21 protein-coding genes and 1 pseudogene are annotated in these 26,045 nt (G+C 47.5%); 11 read left to right on the top strand and 11 right to left on the bottom strand.

Annotated features, from left to right (window positions below; translation table 11 throughout):
* Positions 1–11: 11 nt before the first annotated feature.
* Positions 12–485: a MarR family winged helix-turn-helix transcriptional regulator gene (locus OH458_RS08960; protein ID WP_269978059.1), complete on the top strand. Its 474-nt coding sequence runs from the start codon at positions 12–14 to the stop codon at positions 483–485.
* A gap of 281 nt (positions 486–766) precedes the next feature.
* A complete protein-coding gene (locus OH458_RS08955; protein ID WP_269978058.1) occupies positions 767–2,437 on the top strand; it encodes an amidohydrolase in 1,671 nt (556 codons plus the stop codon).
* 67 nt (positions 2,438–2,504) lie between these two features.
* Here the strand turns inward: OH458_RS08955 and OH458_RS08950 are convergent, their stop codons facing one another.
* The 6 genes from OH458_RS08950 to OH458_RS08925 form a co-directional block, all read right to left on the bottom strand.
* On the bottom strand, positions 2,505–3,404 hold the full coding sequence (locus tag OH458_RS08950) for an alpha/beta hydrolase (protein WP_269978057.1): 900 nt from the start codon (positions 3,402–3,404) through the stop codon (positions 2,505–2,507).
* Positions 3,404–5,323 (bottom strand): TonB-dependent receptor domain-containing protein, encoded by a 1,920-nt coding sequence (locus tag OH458_RS08945; protein ID WP_269978056.1) that lies wholly within the window; start codon positions 5,321–5,323, stop codon positions 3,404–3,406. Before OH458_RS08945 ends, OH458_RS08950 begins: the two co-directional genes overlap by 1 nt.
* A 140-nt stretch (positions 5,324–5,463) precedes the next feature.
* A complete protein-coding gene (locus tag OH458_RS08940) occupies positions 5,464–6,402 on the bottom strand; it encodes a LysR family transcriptional regulator (RefSeq protein ID WP_043886397.1) in 939 nt (312 codons plus the stop codon).
* 240 nt (positions 6,403–6,642) lie between these two features.
* Positions 6,643–7,986: a TldD/PmbA family protein gene (locus OH458_RS08935; protein WP_269978055.1), complete on the bottom strand. Its 1,344-nt coding sequence runs from the start codon at positions 7,984–7,986 to the stop codon at positions 6,643–6,645.
* Complete coding sequence (locus OH458_RS08930; protein ID WP_269978054.1) at positions 7,986–9,371, bottom strand: TldD/PmbA family protein; 1,386 nt, start codon at positions 9,369–9,371, stop codon at positions 7,986–7,988. The genes OH458_RS08935 and OH458_RS08930 overlap by 1 nt, the downstream gene beginning before the upstream one ends.
* Positions 9,372–9,604: 233 nt before the next feature.
* A complete protein-coding gene (locus OH458_RS08925) occupies positions 9,605–10,531 on the bottom strand; it encodes a LysR substrate-binding domain-containing protein (protein WP_269978271.1) in 927 nt (308 codons plus the stop codon).
* A gap of 114 nt (positions 10,532–10,645) precedes the next feature.
* On the opposite strand from OH458_RS08925, the gene OH458_RS08920 reads away from it, so the two are divergent.
* Entirely contained in the window at positions 10,646–11,959 is a 1,314-nt protein-coding gene (locus OH458_RS08920; RefSeq protein WP_269978053.1) for a 6-phospho-beta-glucosidase, read from the top strand.
* A 49-nt stretch (positions 11,960–12,008) separates the two neighbouring features.
* On the opposite strand, the gene OH458_RS08915 is transcribed toward OH458_RS08920, so the two are convergent.
* Positions 12,009–12,608, bottom strand: a complete 600-nt coding sequence (locus tag OH458_RS08915; protein ID WP_049535287.1) for a LysE family translocator — start codon at positions 12,606–12,608, stop codon at positions 12,009–12,011.
* Positions 12,609–12,728: 120 nt separating this feature from the next.
* On the opposite strand from OH458_RS08915, the gene OH458_RS08910 reads away from it, so the two are divergent.
* Positions 12,729–13,211, top strand: coding sequence for an Lrp/AsnC family transcriptional regulator (locus tag OH458_RS08910; RefSeq protein WP_269978052.1), 483 nt, complete (start codon positions 12,729–12,731; stop codon positions 13,209–13,211).
* A gap of 99 nt (positions 13,212–13,310) precedes the next feature.
* On the opposite strand, the pseudogene OH458_RS08905 reads toward OH458_RS08910, so the two are convergent.
* Positions 13,311–14,218: pseudogene (locus tag OH458_RS08905) on the bottom strand (LysR family transcriptional regulator).
* Positions 14,219–14,337: 119 nt separating this feature from the next.
* Between OH458_RS08905 and OH458_RS08900 the strand changes: the two are divergent.
* On the top strand, positions 14,338–15,444 hold the full coding sequence (locus OH458_RS08900; RefSeq protein ID WP_269978051.1) for an alkene reductase: 1,107 nt from the start codon (positions 14,338–14,340) through the stop codon (positions 15,442–15,444).
* 153 nt (positions 15,445–15,597) lie between these two features.
* On the opposite strand, the gene OH458_RS08895 is transcribed toward OH458_RS08900, so the two are convergent.
* Positions 15,598–16,836 carry a DEAD/DEAH box helicase gene (locus tag OH458_RS08895; RefSeq protein ID WP_269978050.1) on the bottom strand — a complete coding sequence of 413 codons (1,239 nt, stop codon included), beginning with the start codon at positions 16,834–16,836 and terminating at the stop codon, positions 15,598–15,600.
* A 358-nt stretch (positions 16,837–17,194) separates the two neighbouring features.
* On the opposite strand from OH458_RS08895, the gene OH458_RS08890 reads away from it, so the two are divergent.
* From OH458_RS08890 to OH458_RS08865, 6 genes are all read left to right on the top strand, one after another.
* Positions 17,195–19,153 (top strand): alkyl/aryl-sulfatase, encoded by a 1,959-nt coding sequence (locus OH458_RS08890; RefSeq protein ID WP_269978049.1) that lies wholly within the window; start codon positions 17,195–17,197, stop codon positions 19,151–19,153.
* 9 nt (positions 19,154–19,162) lie between these two features.
* Positions 19,163–19,627, top strand: coding sequence for a hypothetical protein (locus tag OH458_RS08885; protein WP_269978048.1), 465 nt, complete (start codon positions 19,163–19,165; stop codon positions 19,625–19,627).
* 246 nt (positions 19,628–19,873) lie between these two features.
* Positions 19,874–21,721: a M3 family metallopeptidase gene (locus OH458_RS08880; RefSeq protein ID WP_269978047.1), complete on the top strand. Its 1,848-nt coding sequence runs from the start codon at positions 19,874–19,876 to the stop codon at positions 21,719–21,721.
* Positions 21,722–21,926: 205 nt separating this feature from the next.
* On the top strand, positions 21,927–22,394 hold the full coding sequence (locus tag OH458_RS08875) for a GNAT family N-acetyltransferase (protein ID WP_269978046.1): 468 nt from the start codon (positions 21,927–21,929) through the stop codon (positions 22,392–22,394).
* 94 nt (positions 22,395–22,488) lie between these two features.
* Complete coding sequence (locus OH458_RS08870; RefSeq protein WP_052238218.1) at positions 22,489–22,950, top strand: RDD family protein; 462 nt, start codon at positions 22,489–22,491, stop codon at positions 22,948–22,950.
* Entirely contained in the window at positions 22,947–23,315 is a 369-nt protein-coding gene (locus OH458_RS08865; protein WP_269978045.1) for a VOC family protein, read from the top strand. Before OH458_RS08870 ends, OH458_RS08865 begins: the two co-directional genes overlap by 4 nt.
* 78 nt (positions 23,316–23,393) lie before the next feature.
* Here the strand turns inward: OH458_RS08865 and OH458_RS08860 are convergent, their stop codons facing one another.
* Entirely contained in the window at positions 23,394–24,530 is a 1,137-nt protein-coding gene (locus OH458_RS08860) for a glycerate kinase (protein ID WP_269978044.1), read from the bottom strand.
* 22 nt (positions 24,531–24,552) lie between these two features.
* Complete coding sequence (locus OH458_RS08855) at positions 24,553–25,905, bottom strand: GntP family permease (RefSeq protein ID WP_269978043.1); 1,353 nt, start codon at positions 25,903–25,905, stop codon at positions 24,553–24,555.
* Between the last annotated feature and the right edge of the window lie 140 nt (positions 25,906–26,045).

Raw genomic sequence — 26,045 nt, 5'->3', positions numbered from 1 at the left:
CGGAGGTATAAATGGATAGGCACGAAGAGGTTCTCGTTTCAATTCGCCAAATCATTCGTGCAATTGATTCACACTCTAAAAAGCTCAACAAAGAATCTGGTTTGACGACATCTCAGTTGATCATCATGCGTGCAATTAGTGAACTTGGCCAAGTCACGATCAGTGAACTGTCGGCCAGCACTAACATGAGCCAAGCAACCGCAAGCACCATTCTCGACCGATTAGAAAAACACATGTTGATAGAACGAGTGAGAAATGCGTGCGACAAACGAAAAGTGCATGCATACCTTACCGAGCAAGGAAGTCGATTACTCATTCAGACCCCCACCCCCTTGCAGCAGAGTTTCATCGATAAATTTCAACAGCTCGAAGAGTGGGAACAATCGTTGATTCTCTCGTCATTACAACGCTTGTCTTCAATGATGAACGCTGAAGAACTCCAAGTCGCCCCTGTCCTAGAGATCGGCAATATTGCTAAGTCATAACGACCACTGCCTCGTGGTCGTCCTTCTGGCATAACACCAACCAACTAAATCATAGACTGTTTGGTTACCGCAACCTCGTCGAGTGACACATGAGCCAATGCGCCATTAACTAACGTAAGGTTGGGCGGTAAGTGACCAATATCATAGATTACCGGAATCCCCACATTGGCTAGGCCAGTTTAAATGTACGCAGTGATAAGTCACATGCTCGGCCCTTTGTAGTTTGCCCCAAACATACATAGACTTAAGTCACTCTACCTCTATGTTGTATTGATAAGCCAATGACCCGACTCTCTAGCACCGCTCTCGCAATCAGCCTGATTCTTTCAGCCAATGCTGCCTTTGCCCAAACTGCTGATATGCTGATCTCAAATGCAAAGATCTATCGGCATCCGGATGCCGACACCCTTGTGATTGCGCAAGGGAACATTGTTCATATTGGTACCAAACACTCAGCCGCTGTCTATAAAACGTCGACCACTCACATGATTGATGCTGAGCAAGCGTTTTTGATGCCAGGGTTTATCGACAATCACAATCACGTATTTGAAGCCACCTCTGAAGCTGGCGGACAGTGCGAGTTGAGCATGAGTGCCTCTTTGCAAGAGCAACGCCCTTATCTCGAAGCATGTAAAGCTCAGCACACTGTAGAGGGTTGGCTGATTGGCTATGGATTCTCATTAGAGGCGATTCTAGGTGAGCACAACCACGACACCCCACTAGACGTCATTGATTCTGTCTTCCCAAATCAACCTGTCATCCTTATGGAGCAAACCTCGCACTCTATGTGGGTTAATTCTGCGGCGCTTGCCGAAGCGGGTATCACATCGTCAACGCCAGATCCTCAAGGCGGAAGAATACTCAAAGATGAGTACAGCCAAAAACTTAACGGCATCTTATTAGATAACGCAGGTGATCAAGTGATGGAGATAGCGTGGAATGCGTTGGAAAATCAGTTTGAGCAAAGCTATCAGGGATTAATGAATGGCCTGGAAGAAGCCGCTTCTCACGGCATTACCACCATTGGGGACGGGCGACTATATTGGAAACGAGGCTGGTTTGATGTCTGGAAACAAGCAGAAAAAGAACAAGATTTAACCGCCAGAGTCTCATTACGTCCATGGATATATCCGGCAGATCCTGTGAAACCGCAACTTGATTTCCTTAAACGAGTCCACTCTAACGACACCTCGCGTCGACTGCTGGTCAATCAGGTAAAAATGTACAGCGATGGCATCTTCATTAATGGCACCGCCAAGACTCTCGCGCCCTATTTAGACACTTACTTACCCAATGATCCGTACGGTATTAATTACATTCCACCAAAACAGATGAAAACGTGGCTCAATGAGCTAGATCGAATCGGATATGGCGCTCACATTCATGCCATTGGCGATGGGGCGATCCGCGAATCATTGGACGCCATCGCCAGCGTTCGCTCCCAATCCCCTCATCGCCCTTACACGCTGACTCATGTAGAACTGGTCAACGCCAAAGACAGATCCCGCTTTAAGACACTTGATGTAACCGCGGATTTTCAGGTGGGATCGGATTACGTCGCCTACCACGATCACCAATGGGCGCAGGCGTTTTTGGGGGCAACACGGACACGAGCGCTAATGAACCTAAGAGCCCTATTTAACGCAGGCGCTAACGTGACATTAAGCAGCGATTGGAACGTGCACGATATCAACCCTCTCGTTGGTATCGCCAATAGCGTAAAAATGGGAGAGACCGGGCTGCCATCCGTCGATGCGGCGATAAAGGCTTACACCATCAACGCAGCGAAAAGCTTGGGAATCAGTGATATCACTGGCTCCATCGCAATCGGCAAATCCGCCGATTTGGTCCTAATCGATGATGACATCACACAATTAATGCCCAACGACATCGCGAAAGCCACCGTGTTAATGACCATGCTGCAAGGTGAGATTGTGTATGAAGCTCAGTAAGCACTCGACTCTATGCCCGCAATCTGAGCGAGTTGACTTTCAGATGGTGGACATAGAGTCATTATGATTAATGAAGAGTTGGTAAGTATCGTTGTACAAATGTCACGACATGAGGCACATACTTTTCGGTATCGAAAACTGGCGCACTATGACCACCCCCCTCTTCAATCCACAGCTGATTCTCGACGCCAAACGCGTCCAACTTAGCTTTTAGCTGCTCACTCTGTGCTAGAGGCACGCGCTTATCTAGTGTGCCGTGAAGCTGAATGAATGGTGGCGTTTTTTCATTAACGTACGTCGTCGTCGATGCCTGTTTCGCAATTTCTGGGATCACGCTAGGCGTATTACCCAGGAAACGAGAGACCGAGGATTTGTCACTAACCGCTTTCCCTCCTTTGTAACCCAACGCCAGTAAATCCGTTGGTCCAAAGAAGCTCACGACTGCGCTAACCTGATATCTCGGTTGGCGATAAAGCGCGACGTCATCTTGTGAGTTTGTCACACCAATCAAGCCCGCCAAATGCCCACCAGCCGAGCGCCCCATCATCACCACATTATCTGCAGCCACATTAAACAGCTCGGCGTGATCATGAAGGTAGTTTAGGGCATCGTTGATATCCACAATGGCAGCCGGAAAGGTCGCTTCTCCACTTAACCGGTAGTCGATAGACGCCAACGCATAACCTTTTTGCATCATAGAGCGTAAAAGTAATGGATTCTTTGTCGGAATCGCGTCTTTACTGCCTCGTTTCCAAGCTCCACCGTGAACCCAAACTAGCAGTGGATAGGGTTGCTCTGCCATTTGCTTCGGTTTGTACAGGTCGAGCATAAGCGTACGACCATCAAGAGTCTTATAGACAATGTCTTTGGTGACTTCGAACTCATCACTTGCATGGGTGCTACTCATACCCAGCAATGATATGGCGAAGAGCGCGACTGCTCGATTCCAGCGTTTTAACTTCGACATTAGAATGACGCCTCTGCTGCAATCCAGTAACGACGACCATCCTCAACATAGCCGTATTCATCGTAGGTTGTTTCTACATCAAAGACGTTATAGACGCCTGCCATTAGCTTAAGTTGTTGATGGACCTGCCAGTTTCCGCCGAAGTCGACATAGGTGATCGAGGGTGCAGAAACATTACGCGAATCAACAGTAACAGGCTCCGACTCATTACTGCGATAGGATGCACGTAACCAAGCATTGACGTCTTCGCGAACTACCCAATCTGAATTAATCGCTACAAGGTGTTTCGGCGCTTGCGTTAAAGGTTGCCCTTTGTCATCGCCAGACAACTTTTCACTGTAGGTATAGGTGTAAGTTGCTCCTAGACTAACCGTCTCAGTAATGGCTTTTTGAATCGAGCTTTCCGCACCATAAGTTTTCGCGTCTTCAATGTTTACATACGTAGAGTCACATGCGCGTCCAGAGCAGTTTGGATCCAGCTTCACCTTGTCAATTTTGTCTTTAAACTCATTGTAAAACACCGTCAAACTAGAGTTAAGCTCATTGATACCCGTGTAGTAGAGGCCCAACTCGGTGTTCACCGAAGACTCTGGTTTAAGGTCTGCGTTGCCGTAGATCTCGCATCGACCATTGCAACTCTCTTGCACCCACTCCTCTTCCATTTCCGTCAGACTCGGTGAGCGGTAGCCCGTTGACACTCCGCCTTTCATTGTCCAGTCTGGACTCAAGCTCCAAACACCGTAAATACGTGGGCTCAAGTGAGAGTTGAATTGCTCATTGTCGTCATAACGTAAGCCGAGTGTCAGGGCAAAATCGTCGGCCAGATACCACTCATCTTCCGCGAAAAGAGACCACTGAGTATTATTGAAAACGAAATCGCCATTATCGAGCTCTTCACTCTGATACGCTACGCCAAACGATACGTAATGCATGCCTAACGCTTTCGACCATTGTGTATTTGCGTTGATATTGTGTACGGCTAAATCGCGCCCAACATTCTCCACCTTCTCGCTACTCACGTAAGACGAACCCGTGATGGATTCATAATTTGCGTCATGGGATAAGCCCAAAGATCGGCGGTTATTGGTCGTCTCGGAGCTCTTGGTGCGTGTTTTGCCTTCGGTATTAACACGCTCTTGATCGTGGTATGTGTAATCGAGGGTAATAGTATCAGTCTCTGTCGGCGTTAGATAAACAGACGCTCGATAGTTTTCTAGCGTTTTTCCGCCATTAGCATAAAGAATCTCATCTTCAATTCGCTCTTGGTACATGCCTGAGATGGCCGTGCTGAGCAAACCATCGATCAGAGGCCCAGCCAAATAGACTTCACCTTGATAGAAATGACCAGACTCGTCATTTTCTTGTAACGTGGCTTCCGCTCGAGCACTGCCTGTCCAGCTTGGGAAATCCTTGCGCGTAATGATATTTATGACGCCGCCTATCGCATCAGAGCCGTACAAAGTCGACATTGGTCCGCGTACCACTTCTATACGCTCAATCGCATTTAATGGTGGCAGCCAATCTTGCTCAAAGCCACCACCACTGCTCACTTGTGTCTCTCGGCCAGATTGCTTGCGACCATCCACCAAAATAACTGTGTATTCAGACGGCATACCACGCAATGAAATCTCTTGACGCGATCCGCCTCCCGTAACAACAACACCTGGAATGTCCTTCATAGCATCGGTGAGATCTTTATATGAACGTGTTTCAAGTTGCGCTCGGTCAATGACACTGATCGATGCGGGAGCCTCGAGTGTCGACTGTTCATAGCCAGAGGCCGTAACCACAACGGTTTCCATAGTGGTTGTATCGTTATCTGATGGAGATTGTGCAAAAGAAGCAAAAGGGGTCACAGCCGTGAAACTCAGCGCAGCATAGACGACTGAATTCACGTTTAAAGGAAGATTCTTGAGCATGGTGATAGTTAACTTACTTGCAATTGATAATTGTTATCAATTAGATGTTAATTACCCCACAGTTTCAATCAATAACGTATTCACAATGTAAAATCTCGCTATGCAGGATCTGAAACGTTGTCAGGATATCTTGTATCCAGTTAGGCAGACAACGCTTCTTCGTCAAACAATTCATTGATCAATTCACGCACCCAGACACACATAGGATCATCATGAAAACGCTTGTGCCAGTATAGATAAACCTGTGAAAAATCCAGACGCAATGGCTCTGGCACCTCTCGCGTAATCAAACGTTCATCTTGGCACGCAGCTTCTGCGAACGGAGTGGGTAAATGGAAGATAATGTCTGTTTCCGCAGCAATGCTTGGCGCCGAAGTAAAGTTGGTAAGCTGCACTGGTGCCGACAAACGCTGCTTTTTGTTTGCAAGCCCAAGCTCAATGAACTTATGTTCGAAAGAGAGGGTTTTCTCTCCCTGTAATGAGATCTGCCCAAAATGGCAATTGCACAGTTTTTCCGCTGTCAGCTCTTGCTCAGCCAAAGGGTGATTGCGGCTCATCAATAGGCGAAAGTCTCTCTTAGCTATCGCCTTTCGATAAATCGTATTTTCCGACGTTGGTGGCTGATGAGAAGAAAGTGAAAAATGAACATCACCCGATACAAGATCCTCAAAATGACGCTTTGGTGTGGTATCAATACTGACGACAAGATTCGGCGCCCGTTCACGTATGGCCGCCACAAGCCTAGGCATAATCGTATTGATTTGTGGTTGAAGGCCGTAAAAACGAAGGGTTCCTTCCACTTTACTCGGCTCGAAAGAGTTAGTGTTAGAAAGTTTTTCTAAGCTAATGATTAACGACGAAATATCCTTTTTGATGACTTCCGCTTTGGAAGTCAACTCATAGCCAAAACTGCTCCGAACCAAGAGCTCATCATCGAAAAAGACCCGCATTTTTTGCAATGCTCGACTGACTGAAGATTGACTGGTATTCAACAACAACGCCGTGTTAGATACATGTTTTTCTTCGAGTAAGTATTTCAAAATATAGAGGGATGTAACATCGACTTGAGGGATTTGCATACGCTGCTCTTGCTTCCAAAATGGGGTCACTGCTTAGCCAAACACTCGGCTCACTATTCACTTTATCAATAAATAGTTTGCAGAGATAGCGCTGCTAATTCCGGCCATTTCGCAATGGCTCGCTTACCACATATGTAAAGTCCCACTTGTGGTACGCAACAAAAAAGCCAGCATGGCAGACATACTGGCTTTTTGGGCTGCTTAAACATACGTTAAGCTGGCTTGTGATTATATTGAGCCTTACTTACCACCAATGCTCAAACGAGCAAAACGAACGTCTGGCGAGAAGAAAGTGCGGCTATCGTTAATTAGCTGAGTATCACCCACAGCCTCAACTTCTTGCAGCATCTTGTAGAAGTTACCCGCTACCGTGATCCCACGTACTGGTTGAATGCGCTCACCATCACGGCACAAGAAGCCACTCGCACCAAATGAGAAATCACCACTCACTGCATCCGCACCAGAATGGACACCTTGAAGTTCGACTAACTCTAGGTACTCACCCGCTTTTACTTCTGACGCACTGCTGTTGCCTGTCGCAATCACTTTGTGATTCGCTGATACGTCTAAGCTCGATTTTGCACCGCGAGCAGCACTTGCTGTCGAGACTGCGCCCAAGTAACTTGCGGTCTGGCTGTTGTGTAGCAAGGTTTTCAACTCACCATTAGCAATCATCACATTGCCTTGAGTAGCAAAGCCTTCACTATCAAAACTCGCGATTGCCATACCATTTGGCATGTAAGCCGCGTCGGTAAAGGTAATCAAATCACTCGCAACACGTTGACCAAGCTTGTCACCCAATGGAGTAATGCCTTTCATCGCGCTTACGCCAGAGAAAGCACTGCCAAAAGCACCGAATAAACTTGCTAGCGCATTGATATGGAAGATAGCAGGGTAGTTACCCGTCGCAACCGGTGCACCTTCAAGAAGATCTCGAGCAAGGTTGTAACCGCCTTCGATACAGTAAGTTGGATTTAACTCATCAAAACGACGACCCAGTGACATTCTGCCCGCCATTGACTGTTTGCCGTCTTTTTCAAACAAGGTATACGCGTAACAAGTGAACGAGCGCTCGAAGTGTTGACACAACGTGCCTTGAGTATTGGCAATGATCAGTTGTGTTTCGCCATCACTATAACCATTGTAAGGTGCGCTAGAAGCGTGAGGCAGAGCGACTACGCCTTGCTCAAGTGCGAGAGACAGTTCAATTTTTTCATCAACAGAAGTCGTGTCTTCTTGTGAAATCTCAGCAACATCCGTCGTGATTTGGCGGTTTACGCAGCTAATAGTCTGATGTTCATCTTGCTTGGAAAAGCGAGCGCTTTGCAGTGCGTTAGTCAGCATCAAATCTAAGCTTGGTTGCTCTAACGACTCAGAATAGCTCGTTGCAACACGCGCATCTTTCACAACACGAACACCCAGAACTTGGCTTGAGCTTACTTTGTACTCATCCAGCTTTCCTTGGTTCGCTTTCAGAGAAAAGCTACTGTTGCGGTTTACAATGACATCCGCTTCTGCCCCTTGGCGTTTTGCTTCCGACAGGACGTAATCAACCGCATTAAGAAGTTGTTGTTCTTGGCTCATTAGTTACCGCCTCCTACCAGAATGTTATCGACTTTCAGCGTTGGCTGACCGACTGTTGTTGGTACTGAACCACTTACGGAACCACACATGCCCGGCGCAAGTGCCATGTCTTTGCCGACCATGCTGATTTCTTTCAACACTTTTGGACCCGTGCTGATCAGCGTTGCTGTTTTTAGAGGCTTGGTGATTTTGCCATTTTCAATAAGATAAGCTTCACGAACCGCAAAGTTAAACTCACCCGTACCCGGTTGAACCGAGCCACCGCCCATCTTCTTCGCATAGATACCACGCTCGATGCCTGCCAGCATGTCATCAAGTGAATGCTCGCCTTCTTCGATAAAGGTGTTACGCATACGCGAGGTTGGTGCGAACTTGTAGTTTTGACGACGACCAGAACCCGTAGGTTCGTAACCTGTCTTCATGCCACCCATTTTATCGACCATAAAGCTGGTTAGCTTACCGTCTTTGATCAATTGAGTGCGCTGAGTCTTCATGCCTTCGTCATCAACATGAATCGAGCCCCATTCGTTGGTCATGGTGCCATCATCGACTGCGTTCACGGCGGTATGAGCAACCATTTCGCCCATCTTGTCGTGGAAGACTGATGCTTTCTTTGCAACTGAAGTGGTTTCTAGTAAGTGACCACACGCTTCGTGGAAGATTACGCCACCAAAGCCGTTACCAATCACCACCGGCATTTCACCCGATGGACAAGCATCCGCGCCAAGTTTTACCAACGCTTGTTGCGCGATAGTTTGACCCAGCTCTTTCGCATCAAGCTGTTCACTGAACTCCCAACCAGCAAGAGCGCCAGGACCTTCCATACCAGAAGACTGCTCATTACCTTTTTGAGCGACAGTATTACCGGCAACTCGGATGTAGTGACGAGTATCGTCAACGTGTAGACCTTCTGAATTGAAGATAGACACTTGTTGTTCGCGCTGAAGCACGCTGCCGATGAACTGGCTGATATGTTCACTCTCTGCGCGAGCGGCTTTATCAACTTGCAATAGGAAAGCAATTTTAGAATCTAGGTTCGCGTCTTTGCCAAGTGGCATACGACAACCATGTTGAATTGGGTAGCGGTTCAGATTGAGAGAACCTGCTGACGCGATTTGCTCACGCTTGTCTTTTGCTGCAAGCAGTGAGGTTACGCGTTTTAGTTCGGCTTCATCGGTGCTGTTGGTGTAACCGTAAAGCACTTTGTGACCGAAGAAGAGACGAATACCGATACCAAAATCGATACCCGAGTTCACCTTGTCCACCTCACCAGAGGCGATCTGGACAGTGTTGGTTTGATGGTGTTCAACGAATAGCTCAGCGAAATCAGCCCCTAAAAAGAGGGCATGATCGATCACCGCTTTCGCTGTTACAGAATTAAGCATGAAATCTCCTTGCTTTTTAATCGTCCTAGCCACCGCTTTTTTAAACAATGTGGTGTGAGATTGATGATACAGTCCACATCTTCGACACTGGGTGGCAATGCAGGCGATTTTACCATTTTTTAACGTCTTCGACTCGATGATAAATTGTATGAAACAGTGACCAACAATCCATCCACCAAAGAAATAGCAATAGATTCACTCAACAGTGTCGCCGCGGACGTTTTTGCTTGTCCCTATTGGGGCGTCGGCAATTGCGTCTCAAGCCATTCAATAAACGCCGCATTCTTTGGTCTGTGTTGCTGCCCGTTTAGGCAAATCAAATCGTAACCTCGCTCTGCACTTACGCGCTCAAAAGGGGCGATGAGTTCACCGTTTTCTAGGCTGCTTTTCACTAAAGATTCACGAGCGATCCCCAACCCCATTCCGTTCTTAGCCGCTGTCATTGCCATATCGGCGTGATTAAACAAGTACGTTCTGTCCATCACGTTAAGTGTGTTGAGTAGCGGGTTAGATTGCTTGTCTAGCCACATCGCCCATTCTTGATTAGGTTCACTCGCCTCTAATGATTCAGAGCAATGAATAAAAGTCACGCTGGCCAACTGCTCAAGTAGTGGTGCTGGCTCAGTAAAATGGTCGTTAAAGTATTTGGGGCTACAAACCGGCAACAGCACTTCATCAAATAAACGCTGATGGTAAAAACCCGGATGTTCGCTATCGCTGTAGTAAATCGCGATATCGACGGGCTCATGTTGAAAGTCCAAACGGCTCGCTTTCACCCTCAGTTTTATATTGAGATGCGGGTACAAACGTTGGAAATCTGGCAACCTTGGCAGAAGCCAACTCTGGGCGAACGTCGGAGCTGCTCCGATATATAACTCACCGCGCAGTTCATTAAACTTGATGTCTTCGAGCTCAGAGAAAATAACTTCGAACGATTGGTTTAATGCATGGAGTAATCGCTCACCTTCTTTGGTCAGTTCTAATCGCCTCGTCATGCGCACAAACAAACTGAAACCCAGTTGCTCTTCTAACGATTTGATTCGTTGGCTCACCGCCCCTTGGGTAATGAAGAGCTCTTCCGCTGCTTTGGTAAAGCTAAGAAACTTACCTGCAATCGCAAAAGTGTACATATTGGAGAGCATCTGCTGCTTTCTGTCCATCATTCGACCTTCCATAAATTAGCTGTACTAATCCATAGCAAGATTTGTTTGGTTTGTGAAGCTAATCGGGATGCTTTTAAATCAAACTGTCTTATCCATAACGAGAACATCACGATGAAAAAGAATCTTAAAATTACCATCATTGGCGCAGGCTCTAGCTACACACCAGAGCTAATCGAAGGTCTGATCAAACGCAATCATGAACTGCCAATCGGCGAACTGTGGTTGGTTGATATCGAAGATGGCGCAGAGAAAGTCAGCATCATTGGCGATCTAACACGTCGCATGTTGGCTAAAAACGACATGTCGCATATTGATGTGCACGTCACTTTGGATCGCAAACCTGCTTTGAAAGACGCAGACTTTGTCTGTTCTCAATTTCGTGCTGGCTGCTTGGAGGGTCGAATCCGTGATGAACGCATCTCGCTGAAGTACGGCATGATCGGTCAAGAGACCAACGGCTTAGGCGGTTTTGCCAATGCTTGTCGCACCATTCCTATCGCTCTAGAAATCTGTAAAGAGATGGAAGTGTTGTGTCCAGATGCTTGGTTGCTCAACTTTACCAACCCATCAGGCATGGTGACAGAAGCGATTCTCAAACACACTAAAGTGAAAGCGGTCGGTTTATGTAACGTGCCCGTGATCATGCAAAAAGGCATCGCCCAAATGCTAGGTGCTAACGAGCACGAGTTTGTACTGCAAGTTGCGGGGTTGAACCACTTTATCTGGGCACGCCAGATCCTGCACGAAGGTCGAGACAAACTGCAAGAAGTGGTCGAAGAGATCCTGTCCGGCAACGATCCTTTGGTGCCGCAAAACATTCCTCCATTCGACTGGCCACAAGAGCTGCTGCGTAATATGGGGATGATCCCGTGTGCTTACCTACGCTATTACTACACCAGCGAAGACATCATGAGCCAAGAGATTGAAGAAGCGAACGGCGAAGGCACACGCGGTGAAGTGGTCAAAGCCATGGAGAAACGACTGTTCGATATCTACCGCAATCCAGAACTCAACGAGAAACCAAAAGAGCTCGAAAAGCGTGGTGGTCAATACTACTCAGAAGCTGCCTGCGAGCTGATGAGCTCTATCTACAACGATAAGCGCACCATCATGCACGTAAACACCCGTAACAACGGTGCCATTGCAGGTTTACCTGACGATTGCGCGGTGGAAGTCAGCTGTATGATCACAAAATCGGGACCTGTGGCCTTGAACGTCGCACCATTTCCAAGTGACACACTACGCTTGATTCAATTGATGAAAGACTTTGAATCACTCACGGTAGAAGCTGCTGTCACTGGCGACCGCAATACAGCGCATCGAGCATTGATTTTGAACCCGTTAGTAACCACCGGGACGATTCTTGAAAAGGCTCTAGAAGAGACAATTGAAGCCAACCTCGACTACATGCCACAGTTCCGTTAATCCTAACGAAAAAGGGATGGTGGATACCATCCCTTTACAAAACTCACGCCTAAACCGGCTGGCTCAGCATAAACACCACCACTAACGCAAGGCTGCTGCCCATACAGCGGTTTACCCAGACCACCTTTTGTGGTGACTGAATAAAACGGTTTAATACAGTGCCAAAGTACGCCCAAGCAAACATCCCCAGCACACCCGTTCCTACCATCACGCTAATAATGATCACCACTTGAGTCAGGTAATCATTGTTTGGCGAGATAAATTGAGAGAACACTGTCAGCGAGGCAACCCAACTTTTCGGATTAAGAATTTGCACCCAAACGCCAGATAAAAAGCCGGACTTTTTTGCATTCGAATCATTGTCGAGTTCCATCGTGGCAATCGACCATGCGAGATACAACAGGTACGCCGCACCAATCCACTTCAACGCCATGTACAAGTCTGGGTAAAGGGTAAACAAACTGACAAGCCCCACACTTGCACCAACCAACATGATGATCACCCCGACGGCATTACCCAACACAAATGGCACTGTCGCAGAAAACCCATATCGGCTCGAAATACCTAACAGCGCGACGTTACCTGCTCCCGGCGTTAAAGAAATAGAAACGGCAAACAACAAAAATGCCGCCAACAATTGAGCACTCATGCACTCTCTCCCAAAAACTAATCAACGAATATGGCAACAGTCTAACGATTTGGGTAGAAAGAAAATTGCTATCTGCGCTACGATAGAAGCCAATTTGAGCAGACTATTTCTAAAACAATTATGAAAAAGAAAGAATCCACCAATTTTGAATTAGATAGTACCGATTTCGCCATTCTTGACCATATTCAGAAAGATGGTCGCATGAGCAATTCCAAACTCGCCGAGACGGTTAACCTAAGTGAAACGCCCTGCTGGCGACGCTGGAAAAAGATGGAAGAGGAAGGCTACATTGAGGGTTACGCCGCAAAGCTGAACCGTAAAAAGCTCGGCTTCCAAGTCTCTGGTTTTACGCTAGTGACACTAGGCAGTCATGAAGTAGAAAATACCGAGCCTTTTGAAGACTTTGTCGCCGATGCAAACTGGATTCTCATGTGTCATTGTATCGCGGGCGGTGCTGACTACATTGTCCAAGTCGTCGCGCATGATCTCGACGAATATTTTGAACGCATAAGCTCGATGAGACGGGTAAAAGGCGTTAGCGCGATTCAATCCAACGTATCCGTCAAAGAGATCAAAAGCACCTTTCAATTACCATTGGCGTAGTCTAGTAAGAGCACTAACTTCATTCGTTATTGGCTAAAGAACTAAAGGCGAAGAGCGAAAACATGAAGGGTCTAGACAGGAGCCCACTAGATTCTCAACTTAATCGAACTTAAAACGCTCAATCAAGAAGTCCAAAAACAAACGAAGTCGCTTGGGTTGATACTGGCGGCTCAGGTAAATCACGTTCAAACCTGCGCCAGCAGAAGAGGTCGATGCGTTGAAGTTCTTCATATAGCCATTTAACACCGTCACTAAACGCTGTTGCTTGATGTCTTCTTGTACATCAAGAATCGATTTCAACGCAATCCCCGCCCCATCTAACGCCCATTGACGAATCACTTCGCCATCATCAGAAAAACGCTTCGGTACGACAGTAACAACATTGTGCTGCTCTTCATCTTGAAAGTGCCATGTTTTCAACTCTTCATTGCTGCGAACCATGGCTAAACAATCGTGCTGAGCTAAATCTTGTGGAGTGATCGGCGTGCCTTTCTTTGCCAAATACTGAGGAGAAGCGCAAAGCACTCGGCGATTGGACGCCAGTTTACGAGAGATAAGGTTGCTGTCGGCTAACTCCCCATATCGAACAACGATGTCCAAACCGGACTCCGCCAAGTTGGATAAGTTATCGTTCAAATACAGATAAGGGATCACATCGGGATAGAGCTGACTAAATTCCGACAGTATTGGCGAAATGTATTGCTTACCAATATCACGAGGAGCCGAGATTTTAAGTGTGCCGCGCACTTCTTTGGTTGGAGTAAGTTCTCCGTCTCTTTGACGCTGTCGATGATTTCCAAGCATGCCTGATGGTACATAGCGCCAGAGTCCGTCAGTGAGATATGCCTTGTACTGCGATTAAGTAATTTCACCCCATAACGGTCTTCCAGCGACTGCAATCTTGCCGTTACTGTTGCTGGCGATAAGCCGATCTCTCTGCCAGCCGCCGCCAGCCCTTGGTTCTTCACTATGCTGACAAACAGCGACATATCCGAAAACTTGTCCACATTCTCTCCTAAAACCTCATTATTCGACTGAGCTGAATAATCAATTCAAATATTACCCAATTATCAAATTTCTTCTACCTAATATACTGAGCCCATCAAATACGACTGGATAAACGATAATGAGCAAACTATTTGAACCAGCACAGCTAAAACAACTGGATCTACAAAACCGTGTAGTCATGGCACCAATGACCCGAGCGCGCACTAGCCAACCGGGAAACATTCCAAACCAAATGATGGCGACTTACTACAAGCAGCGCGCTAGTGCAGGCTTAATTATCTCTGAAGCCACCCAGATTTCAGACGATTCGCAGGGTTACTCATTCACACCAGGCGTCTACACTGATGAACAAGTGGCAGGCTGGAAAACCGTCACTCAAGCAGCAAAAGAGCAAGGCGCAGCGATGTTTTGTCAGTTGTGGCATGTCGGTCGTGTATCACACCCGACATTCCAAAAAGGCGAACAGCCTATTGCCCCATCAGCACTAAAACCTGTAGAAACCCAAGTGTGGATTGCCGACGAACAAGGCAATGGCAACATGGTCGATTGTGTAGAGCCAAGAGCGATGACTCAAGCCGATATTGACCGCGTTGTGAGTGATTTTGCCCATGCAGCGAAACGTGCGATTGAAGCAGGCTTCGATGGCGTTGAAATCCACGGCGGTAATGGTTACCTGATTGACCAGTTCCTACGTACCAATTCAAACCACAGAACCGATAACTACGGCGGAACTCGCGAAAACCGACTTCGCTTTTTGTTAGAAGTGGTCGATGCGGTGAGCGAAGCCATTGGGGCCAACAAAGTGGGAGTGCGACTCGCACCTTTCATCACTTTCAAGGACATGAACTGCCCAGACATTGTGCCAACCATTCTCGATGCGTCGAAACAACTTCAAGCTCGTGATATTGCGTACTTGCATCTGTCTGAAGCGGATTGGGACGACGCACCAGTGATTCCAGAAAGCTTCCGCATCAAACTGCGCGAATACTTCACCAATACGATTATCGTGGCTGGCAGTTACACCCAAGATCGTGCTGACGAGGTACTTGAAAAAGGTTATGCGGATTTAGTCGCGTTTGGACGCCCGTTTGTGTCTAACCCAGATTTGGTGGCGCGTTTACAGCACCAACGACCTCTGGCCGAACTGGATGGCTCAACCCTCTTTGGTGGGGATGAACGTGGGTACACCGATTACCCACTGCTTAATAGTCTACTAAACAAGTAAAAAAGGGAGTGCAGTATGTATTGTATAAATCGTACTGCCTCCAGTGGGTACTTTGTAACGAGCTCTAGGCATAAGACTACGACGACTAATGGGTGTCGCCGATAAGTTCGCAGTTTGTTGATTTAACTCCATCGATTTAACCAACATAGCCGACTATATCTTTGCGTTGGAGTTTGGCCGCTTCCCCTGAAACTGCTTAATACTCTTTTTACTGTTGGTACGGCGATTGGCTTTTTTGTCACGTGGGGCGCGTTTGCTTTCGCCTGTCGAGGGTTTATCGGTAACAGGAAAACCCTCCAGTTCTTGAACCGGTAACTCACGCTGAGTCAGGCTACGAATAGCATTTAAAGCCTCTGTTTCGCCGTGGCAGACTAGCGATATTGCCACCCCTTGCTCGCCTGCACGGGCTGTACGCCCAACTCGGTGAACGTAAGTCTCTGCGTGCATTGGCAACTCAAAGTTAATCACTACTGGTAGTTGTTCGATGTGAATGCCACGGGCGAGCAAGTCTGTAGCAATCAGCACTTGAGTCTGACCAGATTTGAATTGTGCTAGCGTCTCTTCACGCTCAGATTGACTCTTATTGCCATGCAAAGCACTGGTGGTGATAGCGGCTTTATTGAGCTTTTTCGCCAAGCTATCGGCATTCTCTTTTGCACCAATAAATACCAGTGCTTGAGACCAATGGTTCTGTTTAATCAGCTCAATCAGCGCTTTCGCTTTACTGCCTTTGTTGACCAAATAAAGCGTCTCCGCAATGTCTTTGTTGGTGCTGTTTTCTTGGTGAGCCGTCAACGCAACATGCGCACTCATCAAAGCCGTCGCTTTTTGTTTTAATGCGTCAGAGAAGGTGGCAGAGAACATCGCCGTTTGTCGTTGTGCAGGTAGTTTTTCCGCAATCGCTTGGACATCTGGCCAAAAGCCCATATCCAATAGACGGTCCGCCTCATCCAAGATTAGCGTCTTCACCTGCTTTAGCGACAGCTCTTCAGCGCTTAGCAAATCTAACAGTCGCCCTGTCGTGGCTATCAATATATTTGGCCTCTTCGCTAACTTAGCTTGCTGCTGCGCTTTATCGACACCGCCACACAATACCACCGAACTCAAACCAAGCGGCTCAGTGATTTCACCTACCGAATCATTGACTTGAAAAGCCAGTTCGCGAGTTGGAACTAAAACTAAAGCTTGTTGATCAGGGTTTGGCAAAAGGCGCTGTAACAGTGGCAGTAGGTAAGCGAGTGTTTTACCACTGCCAGTATTCGCCTGCGCTAGCACGTCTTTCTCTTCCAACATTTGTGGAATCACCAAAGCTTGTATATCCGTCGGTTTGACCACGTTTTGCGGCAGTGCCTGAACAAGTTTTGGAACAAGAGATAAGGAAGAAAAAGACATCGAGTGGATTCCTAGATAAAAGTTAACAGGCTAACGGACGCGGTGACTTGACCACATAACCGAATGCCGAAGTGAGTCGACTTGGGGAGTATATCATTGAGCGCGCCCCAAAAGCCGTTAAAGAATGTAGTGCAGAAGATCGGCGGCTAAAATCGCATCAAAAGGCGTTTCTATCTAGCGCGATTTACACTGTAATTTCTCCAGTAGCGGGCTGAAAAAACGAGATTCATTTCCCAACAATAGGAAGAAGTCAGAGCATTCACTCAGAAATATAAAACTAAATTGCCAATAAATTGAAATGGTTAAAACCTAGTCTATGTTTAGATATAAAAGTTTGTTCATATAATAAGGACTAGGTATGAAACGTTTCACCCTCTCCCTTCTAACCATTGCAATGTCCGTCAATAGCTATGCCGCTGTCGACTCTAAACCGGCTACTAAGGCGACTATCAAAGCCAACCAAGCTCTCTATAAAGTCTTGCCGTTCAACGACACAAAGGATTTTGAACGCGCGCAGAAAGGCTTTATTGCCAAGCAAGATGTCGTGACAATCACTAATGACAAAGGCGATGTCGTTTGGGATCTCGAAGAGTACAAGAAGTTCATTACTCTTGACGCAAAAGCACCTGATAGCGTTAACCCTAGTCTTTGGCGAAATGCTCAGCTCAACGTGATCAATGGTCTTTTCAAAGTCACGGATGGAATCTACCAAGTACGTGGTTACGACTTAACCAATATCACTTTCGTAGAGGGTAAAACTGGATGGATTGTGTTTGACCCACTGATCTCGCAAGAAACCGCCAAAGCGGCGCTCGATTTTATCAACTCGGAGTTAGGGGAAAGACCTGTCACCGCTGTGATCTACAGCCATAGCCATATCGACCACTTTGGCGGCGTGCGTGGCATTGTCGACGAAGCAGACGTGACCGCCGGTAAAGTCCAAATCATTGCTTCCCACGGATTCACAGAACACGCCGTATCTGAAAACGTGATTGCAGGTAATGCAATGGGTCGACGCGCCATCTATATGTACGGAGCCTTATTGCCTAGGAATGCGCAGGGAGGTGTCAATGGTGGCTTAGGACAAACCACGTCGACGGGGCTAGCAACACTCATTAGACCCACACTCGTCATCGAAAAGACGGGCGAAGAGCACATTGTTGATGGCGTAAAAATGGTATTCCAATACACGCCAGGGTCGGAAGCACCTACTGAAATCAATACCTGGCTACCAGAGAAGAAAGCACTCTGGATGGCAGAGAACAGTACCAATACCATGCACAATATCCTGACTCTACGCGGTGCTCAGGTGCGCGATGCGCTGAAGTGGTCATCGTACTTGAATGAAACTATCGAAATGTGGGGCGACGAAGTCGAGGTCAAATTCCAAAGTCACCATTGGCCGATGTGGGGGCAAGCAGAGATTGTCGATTACTTCAAACTTCAACGTGATATGTACAAATACACTCACGATCAAACGGTTCGACTCATGAACCAAGGCTACATCGGTTCCGAAATTTCCGAGATTATTCAGTTCCCGAAAGAGATCGATCAGAACTGGAATACTCGTGGTTACTACGGCACGCTCCGACACAATAGTCGCGCGGTCTATCAACGTTACATGGGTTGGTATAGCGGCAACCCATCTGATCTGAACAATCTTCCACCAACCAACGCTGCCGTCAAATACGTCGAATACATGGGCGGTGAAAATGCGGTCATCGATAAAGCGCAACAAGACTTCGACAAAGGCAACTACCGCTGGGTGGCTGAAGCACTTAAACACGTCGTCTTTGCCAATCCACAAAGCAAAAAAGGCAAACTGCTGCTCGCTGATACCTATGAACAGCTAGGTTACCAAGCAGAGTCTGGACCTTGGCGCTCGGTCTACCTCCAAGGTGCCTATGAGCTACGCAACGGTACACCTTCTTCTGGTGGGACAAATACCGCGTCTCCAGACATCATCAAAAACATGCCACCTGAAATGCTGTTTGACTACTTAGCAGTACGTCTGCTCCCAGAAAAAGCGGCGGGCAAAGACTACACCATCAACATAAACTTCACCGACCTTGATGAGCAATACACGCTTTACATCGAAAACTCGGTGTTAAACCACACTACCAAACAATCGGACGATCCGGACGTCTCTTTAACCCTAACAAAAGAAGCATTAGACAAGGTACAGCTTGGCGAGATGACGCTTGAGCAAGCCATTTCGAGCGGTGATTTAAAACTGAAAGGCGACAAAAAAGTGTTCAAAGACTTTGTGGGCATGCTAGATACCTTCAACTTCTGGTTTAACATTGTCACGCCATAGGAAACCATAATGAAGCAACTCAATATGCTGGTTGCGATTTGCCTGAGCAGTGTCAGCCTCGCTGCTCAGGCATGTACCTACGATGGTCAATTTAGCAATCCATTTACCGAAAGTTACCCGGGCTCTCTAGATGTCGCGATGTCAACGTACGACGCACTAGACAGCCAGACAATTGATACGATTTCGTCTCTCAACGGGCCTTCTGGTTTACGAAGAGCCAGTTGGTGGCTGAAACTAATGGCAGACAAATACGCCAGTGAGTTGCAGTCAGTTGGCTACATTTATCTTGTCGACAGTCATTTATGGAGCAAGGTTGAACATGGTCAATCCATTACCGTTCACTCGGCTCCAAGTGATGAGTCTTCATCAAGTCGTGTCCTTCTCCTCAGTGAAGCAGCTCTTAACGCGCTCGTTCAGGGGAAAGTCAGCTTTGAGCAAGGCATCACTCTAGGCGTAATCCAAAAGGCGGGTTAATAAAAGTAGCCCTGCGGAAAGTGTAAACATTTTGCCCCACATAGCGTGTTCTATGTGGGTGCACCTTGGTCTGAGGAGCCGCAGAACATGGGGTTATAATGCGTCTTATTCTCGACATAAAACATACGATGTTCGTAGAGTGGGCTTTACAACTCAAGACAATATGGATCTCGCCTATCACTCCTAACGCCCTCTAAAGCATGCGATAATGACCTGTTTTTTATCGAACACATTTGAAGGAACCAAATGACCGCTACAGAATATCTCAACGATCTGAATCAACGTTACCTCACCATCCACCGTACTAAAGAAGACTTTTTCTGGGAGACTTACATGGGCATCAGTGATGATCATGACGGGTCGACCAAAGCGCAAACTGAGTGGACCAACTTTCTTAGCAATGCCGAGCAAATCGCTGAGATCAAACACCAGTTGGAAGCAGCCGAATCCATTACCGATGATGCCGAGAAAAAGGCGACCCAAACCGGGCTAAATGGTTGGTTAAACACATTCCAAGCTCACGCGATTGAAGGGAATGAAGCGCAAGCTCTCAAAAACCAGTTGATTGAGTTCGAAGCAGGACTGTTTGAACGAAAGCAGAACCATGTTCTCACTTTTACCGATGAGCATGGCAAACAAGTTGAAGGCTCACTGCCTGTATTGGCCTCAACCATTCGTACCAACAACCATGAAGACGTCCGTCAATCGGCGCACCAAGCGCTACTTGGACTAGAGCAGTGGTTGCTACAAAATGGCTTCATTGAGCTGATCAAACTGCGCAATCAATTTGCGCGTTCTTTAGGTTACGACACATTCTTCGATTACTCCGTAGTTAAAACGGAGAAGATGACCTCAGATGAGCTGTTTGCCATTCTTGACGACTTTGAAGCTCGCACTCGTGATACTAACCTTGCTAGCCTCGCCAATCTCGCTAAAGAAAAAGGGGACAACGCGCTGACGGGCCACAACTTCGTGTACTCGTACTCAGGTGACGCTATGCGCGATCTGGACCCGTATGTGCCCTTCTCCAAGTCACTTCGCCGCTGGGTTGAATCGTTTGGTCGTTTGAACATTGACTATTCTGGCGCAGAGCTCACGCTGGATCTGCTCGACAGAAAAGGCAAATACCCGAACGGCTTCTGCCACGGTCCTATTCCTTCATTCTATAACCAAAACGAGTGGGTTGCAGCCAAGGTTAACTTCACCAGCAACGCCAAGCCAGACCAAGTTGGCAGCGGATATTCTGGTATCAACACCTTGTTCCATGAGGGCGGTCACGCTGCGCACTTTGCAAACGTCAAAATGAACGCGCCGTGTTTCTCTCAAGAGTTTGCGCCTACCTCTATGGCTTACGCAGAAACTCAATCAATGTTCTGTGATAGCTTGCTCAACGATGCAGACTGGTTAAAACAGTACGCACTGGACGCACAAGGCAACCCTGTGCCAGACGACGTGATTAAGGCAATGATCAACAGTCGTCAGCCGTTTGCTGCTTTCTCAGAACGTAGCATCTTGGTTGTGCCTTACTTTGAGCGTGCGCTATATCAACTGAGTGATGAAGAGCTCACTCCTGAGCGCATTACCGCTCTTGCGCGCCAGTGTGAAAAACAGATTCTTGGTCTAGAGTGCAGCCCGCGTCCGCTTATGGCAATCCCTCACCTAGTGTCAGATGAAGCTGCTTGTGCCTATCACGGCTACCTGCTAGCACATATGGCGGTGTACCAGACACGTGCTTACTTCCTTGATAAATTCGGCTACCTAACCGACAACCCTGAAATAGGCCCACTGCTAGCCAAACACTACTGGCATTCAGGCAACCAGCTTTCTCATAACGAGACCATTGTGAGCTTAACGGGTGAAGGGTTTAACGCTAAGTATTTGGCGGATGCGTGTAACCTCTCTTCAGAAGAGGCTTGGGCAGCCCAGCAAGAAAAAATTGCTGACTTAGCGACGCGCCAACAAGCGGAAGTTGCGTCATTGAACGCGACCATTAAAGTCGTCGATGGCAGCAAAGAGTTGGCAAGCAACCAAGAATCTGATGAGGCGATGTGCGATCAATTTGAAGCGTACATCAAAGAGACTTACGGCTGCTAATCCAGCTCACGACTCAACTCCCCAAGGCCGCGACGATTCGCGGCCTTTTTCGATCAAAGACTTTATTGATAATCCCGCGAAACAAGCAGACGCTCATAGCAAACCAATGATTTATAAAATATATTTGTAGAAAAATGCGCCTCTGTGTCATTATGCATCCAAAGCAATTCGTTGCCCTATTCAATCGCTATTCAAGGAAGAACGCATGATAGAGATCCGCAAAGCCAATGCGTTTGATGTTCAGCCTATCTACGATTTGCGCAAGCGATCCATTCTTGCCAAATGTGCTGACCATTATCAACCAGAGCAGCTCGCCCTTTGGACACAAGGTGGCGTGTCTGAAAAGCTGAAAGAAGACATTGTCGAGACCTTTTACGTTTCTGAGGTAAACGGCAACGTGGTGGGGTGTGGCAAACTCAACACAAAAACAGGCATGGTCGATGCCGTATTTGTCGATCCCCCTTATTTTGGTTTGGGCGCAGCAAAAAAGATGCTGGCTTTTCTTGAGCAAATGGCTAGAGAGCACAAACTGGAAAAAATGGTCTTAGAGGCAACCCTCAATGCCGCCCCTTTCTACCGCTCTTGCGGATTTCAAGGGGACGAAATCTCGACCTATCACTCTCCACGGGGAGTGAGCTTAGATTGCGTCGTGATGGAAAAGACTCTGACATAGTCTCTCGACCTATGCATCTAGTGATCTGTTCAGCGCACCAGCTGTAAGCAAACCACATCATTTTTCAAACTCTTCAAAAAGGTAAACTCTAATCATGCTTTGGCGCCGATTTTTCGCATATCTCATTGATGTACTCCCCATATTTTTCATCACTTTTGGCTTCTTTTGGTTCTTTATGGGTTATGACATTATTTTTAAAGGATTTTTAGACGGGACGATTGAGCGAACAGAATTCTACCCACACCGAAACCAAGTCAGAGACTTTTCCGCTCTACTTTGTTTTATCTACTTTGTCATCTTTGAGTGCCGAGGAGGGTTCAATACGGTCGGTAAATCGGCATTGAAGATAAAAGTCGTCGACAAAGAGGGCGGAGACATCTCTTTGTGGCAATCTTGCGAACGCAACTTTCTCAAGTTTTTCACCGTAGCGACAGTGGGACTTGGCTTTCTGTACGTATTTTTTAACAAAGATCGCCTGTTCCTGCATGATAAAATTGCAGGCACTCGATTGATTGCTTTGAGCGAAAGACCGACTGCCGAGGAAGAACTACAATGATAAGCCATATCGACCATATTGTTCTCACCGTCTCGGACATTGCCCATTCTGTAGCGTTTTACCAACGGGTGCTGTTGATGGAAGAGGTCACCTTCGCCAACGGTCGTAAGGCGCTAAAGTTTGGAAACCAGAAGATTAATTTACAACTGTTAGGTCAGGAGCCGAGAAACCGAGCGCAAGTTGGCTCAGGAGATCTTTGTTTGATAACACGTTGGCCACTCGAGGAAGTGATTACTCACTTAACTAAAGAGCAGGTAGACATCATCGAAGGGCCAGTTGAGAAATCTGGAGCCCAAGGCCCTATTCAGTCTGTCTACTTTCTAGATCCAGATTCTAATCTAATTGAGATTAGCGTTTACTGTTAAACGAATGCGAATAGAAAACTATGAATGAAAAAATGACCGCATTATGCGGTCATTTTTACTTTGTCTAAGTACAGGCGGTTAACGAAAATGCATCGCGAGCGCAGCGGCCACATTGCGCGCCGTCATCTCCACATTAAATGCCGCCTCTTTCAGCGCGGTGGGTAAGTCTATTGCCCCCAACACCACACTGAACACCGCATCAATGCCGTGATCATGGACCACGCGACAATCTTGCGCAGTACTGCCCGCAATGCCAATCACAGGTAACTGATAGAGCTTCGCGGTACGTGCCACGCCAATCGGTGTTTTACCATGAATGGTTTGGCTATCAATGCGCCCTTCGCCCGTAATCACTAAATCGGCATCTTTCACAACTTCAGCAAGGTTAACCGCATCCATCACTATGTTAATGCCGGGGCGAAGTGTTGCATCAAATAAGCCCAAAAGCGCCGCTCCCAGTCCACCAGCAGCTCCTGCACCCGCTTGACTGATCACATCCTTACCATTGGTTTGATAGATCATAGCAGCGTAGTGCGCGAGATTTTGGTCAAGCTGTTCAACCATTTCAGGGGTTGCGCCCTTTTGCGGGCCAAACACATGAGAGGCGCCTTTCGGGCCACACAAAGGATTATCAACATCACAAGCGACTTCGAGTTGAATCTTTGCTAAACGAGGATCCAAACCAGACAAATCAATCTTAGCTAAACGCGCTATAGCGCCACCACCAAAAGGCAAGTCGGCTCCCTCAGCGTCGACCAATTTCGCGCCAAGAGCTTGTGCCATTCCCACCCCACCATCGTTGGTCGAGCTACCGCCAATGCCGATGATAATGTGGTTCACACCTTTATCGAGTGCCGCTTTGATAAGCTGGCCAGTACCGTAGGTTGTGGTAAGGAGCGGGTTTCGCTCACTTGGCTCCACTAAGTGCAGCCCTGACGCTGCGGCCATTTCAATCACCGCGGTAGAGCCATCACCCAACAAACCATAAAACCCTTCCACAGGTTGGCCTAACGGACCGGTGACTTCCACCGTCACGATATCGCCGCCAGTGGCATCCACTAGGGACTGTACGGTACCTTCTCCTCCATCAGCCATCGGCAGTTTGATGTATTCTGCGTCAGGCATGATTTCTTTAAAGCCATTTTCAATCGCAGTTGCCACTTCCATAGCGGTTAAACTTTCTTTGTAAGAATCTGGAGCGATAACTACTTTCATATTGGTTTCCTATATTGGCTTGCTACAGCAGAACAAGACTGAGAATGTAAACTAGCGTCATGGCCGTCACGCCTTGTACCAAAGTGGCCATGGTTTGCGCGCGATACGCCAAGCCAACCGACATACGGCTAAACTGTGATACCACCCAGAAGAAGCTGTCATTGGCATGCGATACCGTCATCGCACCGGCACCAATCGCCATCACCGTTAGCACTCGTCCCATTTCAGAGTCTAGCCCGAGTTGTGCCAACATTGGAGCCACCAATGCGGAAGTCGTGACCAGCGCAACCGTTGATGAGCCCTGCGCAGACTTCAATGCAGCCGCCACAATAAACGGCATGAAGATACCAACGCCCAACGCCGATAACGTCGTACCCAAATACTCACCGAGCGGCGTCGCTTTCAACACGGCGCCAAATGCACCACCCGCACCAGTAATGAGTAGAATTGGCGCTGCTGACGTAATTCCTTGGCTAATACGCTCGCCAAACTCTTCCACTTTGTTGTCGCTCTTAAGTAAGCGAACAGACAGGAACAGGCCAATAATCAGCGCCGTTAGCGGTTGGCCTAAGAAAGAGAGAACATCAAACAAAGTGCCATCGCCTAACGGCAGGCTTGGGAACCTAGCGATAGAGCCTAAACAGATCAGAAGAATAGGGACGAAAATGGGTGCGAATGCCTGGCCCGCTGTCGGCAGTTCACCATACGAGGCCTTGAGCTCTTTCCAATCTTGTTTTGCTTCAGCTAACTGATCACCGCCATCAGGCTCCACATCTTTGAATCGATTTGCCCACAACATACCTGCAATCGCTGCGGTCGCCGCCACAAAGATACCGACACCAATCACCAAACCCAGATTAGATTCAAGGCCAAGGTTACCGGCAGCCGCAATTGGACCCGGTGTTGGCGGAACGAAGGTGTGTGTCGCATAGAGACCGGTTGCCAATGCCACACTCATCGCCACGCTGGAGGTTTTTAAACGGTTCGCGAGCGACTCTTTCAACGAGTTCAAAATCACGTATCCCGAATCACAAAACACAGGCACCGAAACGATGTAGCCAATGATGCTCATGGTGAGTGTTGGTGAGCGTTCGCCAAGCACTTTAATGACCGAATCGGCCATGGTAATGGCTGCGCCACTTTTTTCTAAGATGACACCAATGATGGTGCCCAAAACAATGACCAAGCCGATATAGCCCAAAATACCGCCAAAGCCGGAAGCGATGGTTTTTGCGATGCTATCTGCCGGTAATCCATAGGCAAATGCAGCTAAAAAGGCGGCAACGATGAGTGCTAAAAAGGGGTGTAACTTAAATTTGGTGGTTGCGAGGACGATAAAGGCTATCACCCCCAGCAAGATTAGGATAAGACTCATGATAACTCCGTTTATTATTGGTTTACTCAGGGTATGTGAAGTCGTTTCACACACTCAGGGTGTCTGTAGGGACGGGGCTATTATTGAGCGAATCGAGCCACATTCCTTTATGCAAAGTGACAAATTTATCAATTCAAAAG

The sequence above is a fragment of the Vibrio sp. MarTm2 genome (assembly GCF_027587055.1).
In the GTDB taxonomy this organism is placed as follows: Bacteria; Pseudomonadota; Gammaproteobacteria; order Enterobacterales; family Vibrionaceae; genus Vibrio; species Vibrio sinaloensis_D.
Note: the sequence above shows the minus strand (reverse complement) of the source record. Positions and strands in the feature narration are given on the sequence as shown.

Bases quoted from the DNA above. Each gene is read 5' to 3' on its own strand.
- OH458_RS08950 (WP_269978057.1), bottom strand. From the start codon at position 3,404: ATGTCGAAGTTAAAACGCTGGAATCGAGCAGTCGCGCTCTTCGCCATA.
- OH458_RS08865 (WP_269978045.1), top strand. From the start codon at position 22,947: ATGATAAGCCATATCGACCATATTGTTCTCACCGTCTCGGACATTGCC.
- OH458_RS08890 (WP_269978049.1), top strand. From the start codon at position 17,195: ATGAAACGTTTCACCCTCTCCCTTCTAACCATTGCAATGTCCGTCAAT.
- OH458_RS08940 (WP_043886397.1), bottom strand. From the start codon at position 6,402: ATGCAAATCCCTCAAGTCGATGTTACATCCCTCTATATTTTGAAATAC.
- OH458_RS08915 (WP_049535287.1), bottom strand. From the start codon at position 12,608: ATGAGTGCTCAATTGTTGGCGGCATTTTTGTTGTTTGCCGTTTCTATT.
- OH458_RS08925 (WP_269978271.1), bottom strand. From the start codon at position 10,531: ATGGACAGAAAGCAGCAGATGCTCTCCAATATGTACACTTTTGCGATT.
- OH458_RS08945 (WP_269978056.1), bottom strand. From the start codon at position 5,323: ATGCTCAAGAATCTTCCTTTAAACGTGAATTCAGTCGTCTATGCTGCG.
- OH458_RS08875 (WP_269978046.1), top strand. From the start codon at position 21,927: ATGATAGAGATCCGCAAAGCCAATGCGTTTGATGTTCAGCCTATCTAC.
- OH458_RS08855 (WP_269978043.1), bottom strand. From the start codon at position 25,905: ATGAGTCTTATCCTAATCTTGCTGGGGGTGATAGCCTTTATCGTCCTC.
- OH458_RS08885 (WP_269978048.1), top strand. From the start codon at position 19,163: ATGAAGCAACTCAATATGCTGGTTGCGATTTGCCTGAGCAGTGTCAGC.
- OH458_RS08860 (WP_269978044.1), bottom strand. From the start codon at position 24,530: ATGAAAGTAGTTATCGCTCCAGATTCTTACAAAGAAAGTTTAACCGCT.
- OH458_RS08880 (WP_269978047.1), top strand. From the start codon at position 19,874: ATGACCGCTACAGAATATCTCAACGATCTGAATCAACGTTACCTCACC.
- OH458_RS08920 (WP_269978053.1), top strand. From the start codon at position 10,646: ATGAAAAAGAATCTTAAAATTACCATCATTGGCGCAGGCTCTAGCTAC.
- OH458_RS08900 (WP_269978051.1), top strand. From the start codon at position 14,338: ATGAGCAAACTATTTGAACCAGCACAGCTAAAACAACTGGATCTACAA.
- OH458_RS08935 (WP_269978055.1), bottom strand. From the start codon at position 7,986: ATGAGCCAAGAACAACAACTTCTTAATGCGGTTGATTACGTCCTGTCG.
- OH458_RS08870 (WP_052238218.1), top strand. From the start codon at position 22,489: ATGCTTTGGCGCCGATTTTTCGCATATCTCATTGATGTACTCCCCATA.
- OH458_RS08960 (WP_269978059.1), top strand. From the start codon at position 12: ATGGATAGGCACGAAGAGGTTCTCGTTTCAATTCGCCAAATCATTCGT.
- OH458_RS08930 (WP_269978054.1), bottom strand. From the start codon at position 9,371: ATGCTTAATTCTGTAACAGCGAAAGCGGTGATCGATCATGCCCTCTTT.
- OH458_RS08955 (WP_269978058.1), top strand. From the start codon at position 767: ATGACCCGACTCTCTAGCACCGCTCTCGCAATCAGCCTGATTCTTTCA.
- OH458_RS08910 (WP_269978052.1), top strand. From the start codon at position 12,729: ATGAAAAAGAAAGAATCCACCAATTTTGAATTAGATAGTACCGATTTC.
- OH458_RS08895 (WP_269978050.1), bottom strand. From the start codon at position 16,836: ATGTCTTTTTCTTCCTTATCTCTTGTTCCAAAACTTGTTCAGGCACTG.